8 protein-coding genes and 1 pseudogene are annotated in these 13,695 nt (G+C 72.8%); 7 read left to right on the top strand and 2 right to left on the bottom strand.

All coding sequences use genetic code 11. The annotated features are described in order from the left end of the window. Positions 1-67 precede the first annotated feature (67 nt). A pseudogene (locus U3649_RS05915) lies at positions 68-409 on the bottom strand (hypothetical protein); the annotation flags it as partial. Further along, entirely contained in the window at positions 406-1,359 is a 954-nt protein-coding gene (locus U3649_RS05910) for a hypothetical protein (RefSeq protein WP_407353949.1), read from the bottom strand. The gene U3649_RS05910 and the pseudogene U3649_RS05915, both read right to left, overlap by 4 nt. Positions 1,360-1,678: 319 nt before the next feature. On the opposite strand from U3649_RS05910, the gene prmA reads away from it, so the two are divergent. The 7 genes from prmA to U3649_RS05875 all read left to right on the top strand — a co-directional run bounded on the left by prmA (position 1,679) and on the right by U3649_RS05875 (position 13,670). After that, a complete protein-coding gene (prmA, locus tag U3649_RS05905; protein WP_407353948.1) occupies positions 1,679-2,602 on the top strand; it encodes a 50S ribosomal protein L11 methyltransferase in 924 nt (307 codons plus the stop codon). Positions 2,603-2,757: 155 nt separating this feature from the next. Beyond that, a complete protein-coding gene (locus tag U3649_RS05900; protein WP_407353947.1) occupies positions 2,758-3,837 on the top strand; it encodes a DUF3426 domain-containing protein in 1,080 nt (359 codons plus the stop codon). Between the two features lie 148 nt (positions 3,838-3,985). Then, positions 3,986-4,255, top strand: a complete 270-nt coding sequence (gene fis / locus U3649_RS05895; RefSeq protein WP_407353946.1) for a DNA-binding transcriptional regulator Fis — start codon at positions 3,986-3,988, stop codon at positions 4,253-4,255. A gap of 136 nt (positions 4,256-4,391) precedes the next feature. Continuing rightward, the gene (purH, locus tag U3649_RS05890) at positions 4,392-5,978 is read left to right on the top strand and encodes a bifunctional phosphoribosylaminoimidazolecarboxamide formyltransferase/IMP cyclohydrolase (RefSeq protein ID WP_407353945.1); all 1,587 of its coding nucleotides are present in this window, start codon (positions 4,392-4,394) and stop codon (positions 5,976-5,978) included. Between the two features lie 9 nt (positions 5,979-5,987). Beyond that, entirely contained in the window at positions 5,988-7,082 is a 1,095-nt protein-coding gene (locus U3649_RS05885) for a calcium/sodium antiporter (protein ID WP_407353944.1), read from the top strand. Beyond that, positions 7,079-8,386 (top strand): phosphoribosylamine--glycine ligase, encoded by a 1,308-nt coding sequence (gene purD, locus U3649_RS05880; protein WP_407353943.1) that lies wholly within the window; start codon positions 7,079-7,081, stop codon positions 8,384-8,386. Before U3649_RS05885 ends, purD begins: the two co-directional genes overlap by 4 nt. A 277-nt stretch (positions 8,387-8,663) precedes the next feature. Beyond that, positions 8,664-13,670: a putative Ig domain-containing protein gene (locus U3649_RS05875; RefSeq protein ID WP_407353942.1), complete on the top strand. Its 5,007-nt coding sequence runs from the start codon at positions 8,664-8,666 to the stop codon at positions 13,668-13,670. Positions 13,671-13,695: the final 25 nt, after the last annotated feature.

Below are 13,695 nucleotides of genomic sequence, written 5' to 3'. Positions count from 1 at the left end.
CGTCCAGCGGATCCACCGGCAGGATCTGCAGCTCCGAAGACGGCGACATCTGTTCCGGCGCGATGCGCTGCGTGCCCGGGACCGGCTGCACGCCGACGCCGGAGGACTGGCTGACCACGGTCACGTACTCGCTGGAACCGTCCGGCCAGACCACCTTGAAGGTGCTCCCCGGCGGCAGCGACGAGAACGGCGCCCCGCTCTGCGCGCGGTAGACCGCGGCGATCTGCGAGGCCCCGCTCATCCGCACCTCGGCCGGTGCATCCACCGTGGTCACGGCGACTTGCGACAGTTCCCGGTAATTGTCGTGGAGCGCGTCGATCATGACCCCGGCCGCGGTGACCGAATAGGCGACGAACAGCAGCACCCAGAAGTAGAACTTGATCTTGTGCACGAAGCGCTTGTTTTTCATCTCGGTACTCCCTCGCTCCTCAGCAGCGAGTCAATCATGTCATCGACGACCTCCGCCCCCTGTCGCGGAATCGCAGCGTCGTAAACGAACGTCTGGAAATCCTGTTCCTCGTCCTGCGAGCAGATGCCGCCGTTGGCGCAATAGTTCGTCATCAGCGGACCCTCCGCACTGCAGTCCTGTCCCAACTCGCATCCCGCCAGTTGCCATGCCAGTTCGGTGAGCTGGCTGCCGGCCACCTGGCCGGCGTGGGCGTCGTCGCCGGCCGCCATCACCCCCATCGCCGGCGCCAGCGCGATGAAGGCCTCCGGATCGGCCGAGCGCTGCACGCGATCGGCCAGGTCGCGGCGGTAGGCCTTGCTGTCGTCGAGCGGCTCGCCCATCGCCAGCAGCGAAGCCTCGGCCGCCAGGCTGCCGGCCTCCGCGGCCTGCGTACGCCTGAGAAGGATCGTCCGGTAGTCCAGGCCGTCCTCGGGGGCGAACCGCATGCAGCGGCGGCTCACGCGCTCGCGCGCGGCCGTCATGGCCTCGGACGCGCGCAGTTTCATTTCGCCGAACAGGCGGGTGTCGTCGGCATAGGCGGCGGGATCGCCGGCGTAGGGTGCGCAGTACTCGTAGACGCGGCTGACCAGCCAGATCGCGTCGGCTTCGCCGGCACGCGCGGCCGGGAGCAGCGACTGCAGGTAGGCATAGAGATCGGGGGCGCGCTCGAACCCGCGGCGCAGCTGGCGACGCCGGTCGTCCGCGCCCGGCAACGCATGCGCCGCGGCGGCTTCCTTGGCTGGCGCGGGCACGGCGCCCGTGGACGTCACCAGGGCGGCCGTGTTTCCGAAGTCGCCGGCATCGTCCATCGCCGGCACCGGCCCGGGGCGTTCTCCGGCGCGCTGGTACAGCGCGGCGCCGACGAGCAGCGCCAGCACGGCAGCGACCACCAGCGGCTTGTTCCAGGACATGGCCATATCCATTCGCGGCAACCGCGTCCGGGCTGCCGTCGTCAGCACGCCGGGCATCTGCGGAAGACCTCACTGCCTATCACCGGATCCGTCTCCTGCGGGGAACCGACGCACCAGACGACCGCGCGGCGCGGCCGATCGGGCGAGGCTGTCGCATCGACCTCTCGCCGATCCGCGGCCCCGCCAGGCGGCCATCTTAGAGCAATTCCGGCGGCGCCATCGGGCCGAATCGCGCGCGCGGGCGGGAACCGCGGCCCCGCGCCCTTTACGCCCGGGGCCGGGCGCCGCACCATTCGCCTCCCCCTCCCGGTCCCCCGCCATGCCCCATCTCGAACTGTCGCTGCGATGCAGCGAGGCCGAACAGCCGCGCTACGAGTGCGCCCTGGCCGACGTCGGCGCGCTGGCGGTGACCATGCTCGACGCCGATGCCGAGACCGCCAACGAGCGCGCGATCCTCGAGCCGGGGGTCGGTGAAACGCCGCTGTGGAACACGCTGGAGCTCAGCGCGCTGTTTCCGCACGACACCGATGCGCTGCTGCTGCTCGCGGCGCTGGAGGCCTTCGATCCGGCGCTGGACTGGTCCAGGGCCGCGTTCCGCAACGTCGGCGACCAGGACTGGGAGCGCGCGTGGATGGACCGCTACGCGCCGCTGCGGCTCGGCGCGCGCACCTGGATCGTGCCCTGGAACAGCGACCTGCCGGACGAGGCGGCGCACGCCGGCGCCGCCGTGGTGCGGCTCGATCCCGGCCTCGCCTTCGGCTCCGGCACCCACCCGACCACCGCGCTGTGCCTGCAATGGCTCGACGCGCTCGCCGCCGAGGGCGCGCTGCAGGGCCGCGAGGTGCTCGACTACGGCTGTGGCAGCGGCATCCTGGCGCTGGCGGCGTTGAAGCTGGGCGCCGCGCGCGCGGTCGGCATCGACAACGACCCGCAGGCGCTGCTGGCCAGCGCCGACAACGCCGAACGCAACGACGTCGGTGCGCGCCTGCAGGTCGCCCTGCCGCAGGACGCGCCGGCCGGCCCGTACCCTGTCGTCGTCGCCAACATCCTCGCCGCCGCGCTCGACGCGCTCGCCGAGCCGCTCGCCGAGCGGGTGGCGCCGGGCGGGCGCATCGCGCTGTCCGGCATCCTCGACGGGCAGCAGGAAGACGTGCTCCGGCGCTACCGCCCATGGTTCGAATCGCTGGCGGTTGCGCACGAAGGTGACTGGGTTCGCATCGACGGCGTGCGCCGGCATGATTGAATACCGGGGCGGCATGCCCTCCTTCGAGCCGGCCGCGCCGCGCACGGGGAGAAGAACGGATGTCGACGCATGACCGGACAATGACCCGGCGCCGGGGGCGGACGACGCCGGCGGTGCCGCCGTCGCGGCCCGCGCCGGACATCGGCTAGCGCGCCATGTTCGTCAATTGCCCGAACTGCAGCGCACTGGTGGCGACCGACCTGGCCACCGACCTGCCGCCCGAGCGCTGCCCGCGCTGCGGCTTCGCGCTGCGCGACGGCCTCGCGCAGGTCGCCGCCGGTCCGGCGCCGGCTGCGCCCCCCGCGCCGGTCCGCCCCGCCGCACCGACGCCGACCGAACCCGCGACGCCATCGGCGCCCGCCACGCCACCGCCGGTACCGGCGCCGGCAATGCCTGCCGCAGTGCCCACCACGCCTCCCGCCGGGTCTTCCGGCGCGCCTGGCGCCACGCCCGACCCGGCACCGCCCACGCCTCCTGCGGCGGCGGCCGCAGCGCCACCGCAGCCGCCCGCGCCCGCGGCCACGTCCGCCGAAGCCACGGAAGCCGCTGCCTCCGCTGACGAGGACGACGTTCCCGCCGCCGCGGCGCGCCGGCCGAGCGACGACACCGCCGCAAACGCCCCGGATGCGACGGAGCAGCCCCACGACGGCGAAGGTCCGAAGACACCAGCGCCCGAGCCGGCGCCCGGCGCCGGCCACGCCGGGGGGCCGGCCAAGCCCGCTCCCAGCTTCGCCCAGCGCCACCTGCGCGCCACCGGCGTACAGGCACTGCGCCGACGCTGGCCGGCCGTGGCCGCGGCCGTGACGCTCACGCTGTTGCTGGTGCTGCAACTGCTGCTGGCCGACCGCGCCCGGCTTGCGGCCGACCCGCAGTGGCGGCCGCTGCTCGCTTCGGTCTGCGACACGATCGGCTGCACGCTTCCGCCCTGGCGCGAACCGGAGGCCATTGTCCTGTTGCAGCGCGACGTGCGTCCGCATCCCGGACTCGCGGGCGTGCTGCGGGTGAACGCGACCTTCCGCAACGACGCGCGCTGGACGCAGGCCTGGCCATACCTGGTCCTGCGCCTGTCGGACATCGACGGCCGCACGCTGGGCCAGCGTCGCTTCCCGCCGGAGGAGTATCTCGGACAGCCCCCCGCCCCAGCGGGAATGACCAGCGGACAACGCGCGACCGTCCGCATCGACGTGCTGGAACCTTCGCCGCATACGGTCGCGTTCAACTTCGACTTTGAATAGCCGCGCACATCGCGATCGTGCGGTGCGTCTTGGCGCGTCCATGCCTGGCGCGCTAGACTCGCTCCCCCGTCGAAGGTCCGACGCCGCCTCTCCAGCGCGGCATGCGACTGCTGCGACGGTTGCAGCAACGCGCCACCCGGACACGATCTTGAACGCCGAACGCCCCGATCCCAGCAACCGCTCCGGACAACGCACGCCCTTGCGCGACCACGTCGCCAATTCCGTGCGCCGCTACATCGGCGACCTCAACGGCTGCGGCGCGGACAACCTGTACGAGATCGCACTGCGCGAACTGGAGATCCCGCTGTTCGTCGAGGTGCTGAACCATTGCGACGGCAACCAGAGCCGCGCCGCGGCGATGCTCGGCATCCATCGCGCCACGCTGCGCAAGAAGCTGCGCGACTACGGGCTCAACTGAAAGGCTTGGGAGTGAGAAACGAATAGGGGGCGGCGCCCGCTTTTTACTCGCTTCTCACTCCTCTTTCACTCGTTCCTCGCCTTCCGCCTCGGCCGCGGACGCTATAATTCCGGTTCCGCGCCGCCATTCCCCACCTATGTCACTCGACCGTCTGCCCGTGCGCCGGGCCCTGCTGTCCGTGTCCGACAAGACCGGGCTGATCGACCTGGCCCGCGCGCTGGCCGAGCGCGACATCGAGCTGCTGTCCACCGGCGGCACCGCGCGGGCGATCCGCGAGGCCGGGCTGCCGGTGCGCGACGTGTCCGAGGCCACCGGCTTTCCCGAGATCATGGACGGCCGGGTGAAGACCCTGCACCCGAAGATCCACGGCGGGCTGCTCGGCCGACGCGGCACCGACGACGCGGTGATGGCCGAGCACGGCATCGCCCCGATCGACCTGCTGGTGCTGAACCTGTATCCGTTCGAGTGCGTGGCGTACCGGCCCGACGCGAAGTTCGACGACATCGTCGAGAACATCGACATCGGCGGCCCGGCGATGCTGCGCGCGGCGGCGAAGAACTTCGCCCACGTCGCCGTGGCGACCGACCCGGCGCAGTACGGGGGCCTCGTCGAGGAACTCGCCGCGAACGGGGGCACGCTGTCGCAGCGCACCCGGTTCGCGCTGTCGGTGGCGGCGTTCAACCGCGTCGCCCAGTACGACGCGCGCATCAGCGACGTGCTCTCGGCGATCGCCGAGCCGTCCGACGCCGGCGCCGCGGGCCGCGCCGTGTTCCCCGCGCAGAGCAACGGCAACTTCGTCAAGGTGATGGACCTGCGCTACGGCGAGAACCCGCACCAGCAGGCCGCCTTCTACCGCGACCTGTGGCCGGCCCCCGGCACGCTGGCCACTTTCGTCCAGCTGCAGGGCAAGGAACTGTCCTACAACAACATCGCCGATGCCGACGCCGCCTGGGAATGCGCGCGCCAGTTCGACGCCCCGGCCTGCGTGATCGTCAAGCACGCCAATCCCTGCGGGGTGGCGGTCGCCGGCGACTGCGGCGAGGCCTACGAGCGCGCCCACGCCACCGACCCGACCTCGGCCTTCGGCGGCATCATCGCCTTCAACCGCACGCTCGACGCCGCAACGGCCAAGGCGATCCTCGACCGCCAGTTCGTCGAGGTGCTGATCGCGCCCGACTACGACGCCGACGCCCTCGCCTGCTGCGCGAAGAAGGCCAACGTGCGCGTGCTGCGCATCCCGCACGGCGAGGGCCGCAACAGCATCGACGTCAAGCGCGTCGGCTCCGGCCTGCTGATGCAGACCGCGGATGTCCGCGAGGTCGCGCGCGAGGAACTCGAGGTGGTCAGCCGGCGCGCGCCGGACGACGCCGAACTGGGCGACCTGCTGTTCGCCTGGCGGGTGGCCAAGTACGTCAAGTCCAACGCCATCGTCTATGCGAAGGACGGGCGCACCGTCGGCGTCGGCGCCGGGCAGATGAGCCGCGTGGTCAGCGCGAAGATCGCCGGCCTGAAGGCCGGGGAGGCCGGGCTGGCCGTGCCCGGGTCGGCGATGGCCAGCGATGCCTTCTTCCCGTTCCGCGACGGCATCGATGCCGCCGCCGCGGCCGGCATCCGCGCGGTGATCCAGCCCGGCGGCTCGATGCGCGACGCCGAGGTGATCGCCGCCGCCGACGAACACGACATCGCCATGGTGTTCACCGGCGTGCGCCACTTCCGGCACTAGGGCCCGCCGATGACGCTGCTGCTGTTCCTCGGGGGCCTGGCGGCGCTGCTGGGCGGCGCGGAGATGCTGGTACGCGGCGCCTCGCGGCTGGCCGCCGCGACCGGGCTGTCGCCGCTGGTGATCGGCCTGACCGTGGTCGCCTTCGGCACCAGCACGCCGGAGCTGGCGGTCGGCATCGGCGCCGCCCGCGACGGCGTGGCCGACCTGGCGGTGGGCAACGTGGTCGGCAGCAACATCACCAACGTACTGCTGATCCTCGGCATGAGCGCGGCGATCGCGCCGCTCGTGGTGGCGCGGCGGCTGATCTGGATGGACGTGCCGGTGATGATCCTGTGCTCGGTCGCGGTGATGGGGCTGACGGCGGACGGGCGGCTGTCGCGCCTCGAGGGCGGCGCCCTGTTCCTGGCCTGCCTCGGCTACCTCGGGCTGCTGTTGCGCACCGCGAAGCGCGGCGGCGGCGGCGAACCGCCCGACGCGCCCGCCCACGTACCCCATGGCCTCGCCAGCCGCGCGCTCGACCTGGCGCTGGTCGCCGCCGGCCTGGCGCTGCTGGTGCTCGGCGCCGACTGGCTGGTCGAGGCGGCCACCAGCGTCGCCGCGGCAATGGGCGTGAGCCAACTGGTCATCGGGTTGACCGTGGTGGCGGTCGGCACCTCGCTGCCGGAGATCGCCACCTCGCTGCTGGCGGTGCTGCGCGGCGAGCGCGAGATGGCGGTCGGCAACGTGATCGGCAGCAACGTGCTCAACCTGCTGCTGGTGCTGGCGCTGACCGCGCTGGTGTCGCCGCAGGGCCTGGCGGTGGGCGCGGCGGTGATCCGCTTCGACCTGCCGGTGATGACGGCGGTGGCGCTGGCCTGCCTGCCGATCTTCTACACCGGCCATTGCATCCGGCGCTGGGAAGGCGCGGTGTTCCTGGCCTACTACGCCGCGTACGTGGCCTACCTGCTGCTGGACGCGGCCGGCCACGACGCGCTGCCCGCCTACAGCGCGATCATGATGCGCTTCGTGGTGCCGCTGACCGCGCTCACCCTCGTTATGCTGGTGCTGCGCGCGCGGCACTACCGGCGCGCACGCGCATCGCAATCGGGAGGAGGCACGGAATGAAGCTACTGGTGATCGGCTCCGGCGGCCGCGAGCACGCGCTGGCCTGGAAACTCGCACAGTCGGCGCGGGTCGCCGAGGTGCTGGTCGCGCCCGGCAACGCCGGCACCGCCGCCGAGCCGAAATGCCGCAACGTCGAGGTCGCCGCCGGCGACATCGACGGCCTGCTGGCGCTGGCGCGACGCGAGAACGTCGCCCTCACCGTGGTCGGCCCGGAGGGCCCGCTGGTCGCCGGCATCGTCGACCGCTTCCGCGACGCCGGCCAGCGCATCTTCGGCCCCACCGCCGCGGCCGCGCAGCTGGAAGGCAGCAAGGCCTTCGCCAAGGACTTCCTCGCCCGCCACGGCATCCCCACCGCCCACTACGCGGTGTTCACCGAAGCCGAGGCCGCGCTCGAGTACGTGCAGGACAAGGGCGCGCCGATCGTGGTCAAGGCCGACGGCCTGGCCGCCGGCAAGGGCGTGGTCGTGGCCATGACGCTGGCCGAGGCTGAGGCCGCAATCACCGACATGCTGTCCGGCTACGCCTTCGGCGAGGCCGGCGCACGGGTGGTGGTGGAGGAGTTCCTCGACGGCGAGGAGGCCAGCTTCATCGCCCTGGTCGACGGCAAGACCGCGCTGCCGATGGCCACCAGCCAGGACCACAAGCGCGTCGGCGACGGCGACACCGGCCCCAACACCGGCGGCATGGGCGCCTATTCCCCGGCGCCGGTGGTGACTCCCGAGGTGCACGCGCGCATCCTGCGCGAGGTGATCGAACCGACCGTGCGCGGCATGGCCGCCAACGGCGCGCCGTTCACCGGTTTCCTCTACGCCGGGTTGATGATCGACAGGTCCGGCGCGCCCAAGGTGATCGAGTTCAACGTCCGCTTCGGCGATCCCGAGACCCAGCCGGTCATGCTGCGCCTGCAGTCGGATTTCGCCGAGCTGATCGAGGCCGGCATCGACGGCCGCCTGGACGCCGTGCAACCGCAATGGGACCCGCGCGCCGCGCTCGGGGTGGTGCTGGCCGCGGAAGGCTATCCCGGCAAGCCGCGCACCGGCGACGCCATCAACGCCTGGGACGTGCCCGAACCGGAGGGCAGCAAGGTCTTCCACGCCGGCACCCGCGTCGAGGGCGGACACGTCGTCACCGCCGGCGGCCGCGTGCTGTGCGTGTGCGCCCTGGGCGACACGGTCACCCAGGCGCAGCGCAACGCCTATGCCGAAGTCGCCGGCATCTCCTGGTACGGCGAGTTCCACCGCCACGACATCGGCTGGCGCGCGATCGAGCGCGAGAAGCACGGGCGCGCACAAGAGGTCTCGTAGGAGCCGCGCAAGCCGCCACCCGCGCATCGCTGCACGCGTCCGGAAGGCCGCAACAGGATATCCCTGCAGCCGACCCGGCGCATCGATTCCGCTCGGCCCGCAGGGCGCCCTGCGCGCACCCGCGCCGGTCACTGGTTCACGGCTCCGGAACCTGTCAGCATCCGCGGGCGTCACGGCACGTCGCCCTCATGGGGACGGCGGCGGCCATTGGGCAGGGGGAAATCGGATGATTCGGAAGATGCTGCATGCCCTCACGGGCATGCGGGGGGCGAAGCGTGTGCCTGCCCGCCAAGCGACCTCCACCGGCGGTCGGATCCTCCGCCTGCCGCGCGGGAACCTCGCCCGCCTCGGCGCAGCGCTGATGCTGTACCTGGCGCTCGCCACGCCCGCCTTCGCGCAGGTGATGACCTTCAACGGGACGTCGCCGTCGTTCTACACCGGGCCCGGGCAGGTGATCACCTTCACCCTGTCGTTCGGGCAGTCGAATGCGGTGACGAACTCGATCACGCTCGAGAACATGAACCATCCGGTGTCGAACTTCTCGTGCGCCGGGCTGCCGCTGGCCCCGAACGCCACGACCACCTGCACCGGCACCTACACGACGACGGCGTCGGACACCTTCGGCATCGCCCAGTTCGGCCAGTTCAGGGCGATCTCCAACGGGGTGGCACGCGGCGGCAACATCTCCAACCGGATCGTCGTGCCCTTCGGCAGCGATCCGCCGGCGGCGAACGTGTTCGCCACCGTGCCCGCCGTGGACGAGGACGGCGGCAACGTCCTGCGCTTCCAGGTGGGGCTGAACAAGCTGAGCAGCGTCCCGCTGACGGTCAACTACACCACCGGCGGCACCGCCACGGCGGGCAGCGACTACGCGCCGGTCTCGGGCTCGGTGACCTTGCCACTCGGCGCGATCAACTGGGAGGTCACGGTCGATCCCACTGCCGACTCGGCGCCGGAACCGGACGAGACCGTGGTCGTGGGCATTGCGCCCGGTACCGGCTACACCGTGGGCTCGCCGTCGAGTGCGACCGGTACGATCCGCAACGACGACACGGTGTCGCTGACGGTCGACGATGTGACCGTCGCCGAGATCGACGCAGGCGTCAGCCATGCCGTGTTCACCGTGAGCCTCGACGCGCCGGCCGGCGCGGGCGGCGTCAGCTTCGACATCACCACGGCCGACGGCACCGCCATCGCCGGCAGCGACTACGACGCGAGCAGCCTGTCTGGCCTGACGATCCCGGCCGGCGCCAGCAGCCACGCCTTCTCCGTGTCGGTGATCGGCGACGCGCTGAACGAGCCGACGGAGACCTTCTTCGTCAACGTCGCCAACGTCACCGGCGCGACGGTGGCCGACGGCCAGGGCGTGGGCACGATCGTCGACAACGATCCGCTGCCGTCGCTGTCGCTCGGCGACGCCGAACAGGTGGAGGGCAACAGCGGCACCACCGGCATGGTGTTCACGGTGACCCTGAGCGCGCCCAGCGGGCAGGCCGTGACGGTCGACTACGCGACCGCCGACGGCACCGCGGCGGCGCCGGGCGACTACGCCCCATCGAGCGGCTCGCTGGTCTTCGCGCCCGGCACGACGAGCCGGACGATCCCGATCTCCGTCGCCGGCGACACCGCGGCGGAAGCCGACGAGACCTTCACCGTCGGCCTGTCGGGCGCGACCAACGCCACCATCGCCGACGCCAGCGGCACCGGCACGATCGTCAACGACGACGTGCCGATCACGATCGATCCGTCCGGCCTGCCGGGCGCGGCGGTGGGCGCGGCCTACAGCCAGGCCCTGGCCGCGAGCGGCGGCAGTGCGCCCTACGACTTCACGGTCACCGCGGGTGCATTGCCGGCCGGCGTGTCGATGTCGAGCGGCGGCGTGCTGTCCGGGACCCCGACCGCGTCCGGCACCTTCGACTTCACCGTCACCGCGACCGACGGCAGTGCGCCGCCGGGACCCCACAGCGGCAGCCGCGCCTACACGCTGGTCGTCGCCGCGGCGTCGATCACGGTGTCGCCTGCCACGCTGCCGTCCGGCACTTCGGGCGTGGCCTACGACCAGGCCCTGTCGGCCGGCGGCGGCACTGCGCCGTACGCGTTCGCGGTCACCGCCGGGGCGCTGCCGGCCGGGTTGTCGCTGAGCCCGGCGGGCGTGCTGTCCGGCACGCCGACCGCCAGCGGCACCTTCGGCTTCACCGCGACCGCCACCGACAGCAGCACCGGTGGCGGGCCGTTCTCGGGTTCGCGGGCCTATTCGCTCACGATCGCCAACGCGGTACCGGTGGCCAACGACGGCAGCGCCGACGTCGCCTACGGCGCCCCGGCCCTGCTCGCGCTCGACATCACCGGCGTGGTCGGCTCCGTCGCGGTGGCCAGCGCACCGTCGCACGGTGCGACCTCGGTCAGCGGCACCTCGATCACCTACACGCCGGCGACGGGCTACGCCGGTCCGGACAGCTTCACCTACACCGCGAGCAACGACGGCGGCACCTCGGCGCCGGCCACGGTGTCGATCACCGTCGGCGATCCGGTCATCGCCGTGGCCGCGGCCGGCGGCTTCGACGCGACCGCCGGCGTGCCGTACAGCCAGACCTTCACCTGGAGCGGTGGCGCGGCGCCGTACGGCGGTTACCAGATCGCGGGCCTGCCCGCGGGTCTCTCGGTCACGGCCACCACCGCCGACAGCGTGACCGTGTCGGGCACGCCGACGGTCGCCGGCGCGTTCGGCCTCGACGCGTCGGCCACCGACAGCAGCACCGGCAACGGACCGTTCACCGGCCACCAGGCGTTCACTCTGGCGGTCGCGGCACCGACGCTGGCGCTGGCGCCGGGCGCAACGACGTTCGGCGCCCCGTACAACGCGGCGTACTCGCAGGCGTTCACCGCCAGCGGGGGCGTCGGCCCGTATGCGTACGCGCTGGCCGGCGCGTTGCCGGCCGGCCTGTCGTTCTCGGACGGTACCTTGAGCGGCGCGCCGGCCGCGCCGGGCAGCTACCCGATCACGGTCACCGCGACCGACACCGGCTCGACCGGCGCCGGTGCGCCGTTCACCGTCAGCGCGCCCTACACGCTGGTGGTGGCGGCACCGACGATCGTGCTCGAGCCGGCGACGCTGGCCGGCGGCACCGCCGGCCAGGCCTACGAGGTCGGCGTCGCCGCGACCGGCGGCGCCGCGCCGTACGGCTTCGCGATCACCGCCGGCACGCTGCCGACCGGCCTGTCGCTCGCCGCCGACGGCCGCCTGTCCGGCACGCCGACCGCGGCCGGGACCTTCGACCTGACCATCACCGCGACCGACGCGAACGGCCAGTCCGGCAGCCGCGGGTACGCATTGGCCGTCGCGGTTCCGGCGCTGTCGCTGACGCCGGCCACGTTGGCCGCCGCGGTCGCCGGCACGCCGTACGGCCAGTCGCTGACGGCCTCGGGCGGCATCGCGCCGTACACGCTCGCACTGACCGGCACCCTGCCGGCGGGCGTCACCTTCGACGCGGCGGCCGGCGCACTCGCCGGCACCCCGGCCGAATCGGGCACGTTCGACCTGAGCGTCACGGTGACCGACGCGACCGCGGGCACCGCCGCGACGCTGACCCGCGACTACACGCTGACCGTGCAGGCGCCGACGCTGTCGATGACGCCCGCGGCCGGCGCGTTGCCGGGCGGCACCGCCGGCGTCGGCCATATGCAGGCGTTCGCGGCCGAAGGCGGCATCGCGCCGTACGTGTACACCCTGGCTTCGGGGACCCTGCCGGCCGGCCTCTCGCTGGCCGCCGACGGCACCCTGTCCGGCACGCCGACCGAGGCCGGCGCGTTCGACTTCAGCGTCACCGCCACCGACAGCACCGGCGGCAGCGCCGCGACGGTGGCGCAGGCCTACACGCTGGCGATCGACGCCCCGGCGATCACCGTGGACCCGGCCACCCTGCCCGCGGCGATCTTCGGCATGGACTACGCGGCGACCCTGCAGGCGAACGGCGGCACCGCGCCGTACGCGTTCACGGTCACCGCCGGCGCGCTGCCGGCAGGCCTGTCGCTGTCCGCGGACGGCGACCTGTCGGGGGCGCCGACCGAGTCGGGCGAGTTCGTGCTGGAGATCACCGCGACCGATGCGCTCGGCTTCGCCGGCGCGCGCAGCTACACGCTGCAAGCGATCGATCGTCCCGACCCGTCGCAGGATGCGGAGGTGCGCGGCCTGCTCGACGCCCAGGTGCAGTCGGCCCGCCGCTTCGCCCGCGCGCAGGTGGACAACTTCCAGCAGCGCCTGGAACGCCTGCATGGCGGCCGCCGCGACAACGGCGTCGACAACCGCCTGGGCCTGGCCGCCCACCGCACCTGCACGCAGCCGCCGGGATCGAACCCGCCCGACCGGCCCGACCGGTGCGAGCGTCCGATGCCGGCGGCGGACGGCATGGCGCCGGCGGCGGGCGATCCGGCGGACGGCGACGCCGGCATGCGCCGCGGCTTCGGCGCCTGGATCGGCGGCTCGCTGCGCTCGGGCAGTTTCGACGGCCAGGGCGGTTCGTCGGCCGGTTTCGAGACCGACGGCGTCAGCCTCGGCGTCGACTTCGACCTCGGCCCGGCCTTCACGCTCGGCGCCGGCCTTGGCTACGGCCGCGACGACAATGACGTCGGCGACGCCGGCAGCCGGATGGAAAGCTCCGCGAGGGCGTTGGTCGGCTACGCCAGCTATCACCCCGGCGGACACCTGTTCGTCGACGCCCTGGCCGGCTACCAGACGCTGGACTTCGACCTGCATCGCCAGCTCACCGCCGCCGACGGCATGGTGCGCGGCCGGCGCGACGGCGACCAGTGGTTCGGCTCGCTGTCGCTCGGCGCCGACCTGCAGCGCGGGTCGATGCAGTTCACCCCGTATGCGCGCTTCGACATCACCCGCGCCTCGCTCGACGCCTACACCGAGACCGGCCATGCGTTCCTCGCACTGCGCTACGAGGCGATGGACGTCGACAGCAGTACCGGCAACCTCGGCCTGCGGATGGACTACCGCCACCGCATCGCGCCCGGCTGGCTGACGCCGCAGCTCCGCATCGAGTACCAGCGCGAACTGGAAGGCAACGGCGACGCGCTGGTGCGCTATGCCGACCTGGCCGAAGGGCCCTGGCATACGCTGACGCCGAGCGCGTTCGACCGCTCGCGCTTCATGCTCGGCCTGGGCGCGAGCTTCGAGGGCGACGGCGGCTGGACCACCCGCTTCGAGTACCGCGCCGAGGCCGGCGGCGACGACCAGCGCGACGAGGGCGTGCTGATCAACGTCCAGAAGGACTACTGACCGGCCCGGCCGCTTTCCGGAAGCA

Source organism: Luteimonas sp. R10, from assembly GCF_045689605.1.
GTDB lineage: Bacteria > Pseudomonadota > Gammaproteobacteria > Xanthomonadales > Xanthomonadaceae > Luteimonas.
The sequence above is the reverse complement of the archived record's forward strand: the minus strand, read 5'-3'. Positions and strand labels throughout refer to the sequence as shown.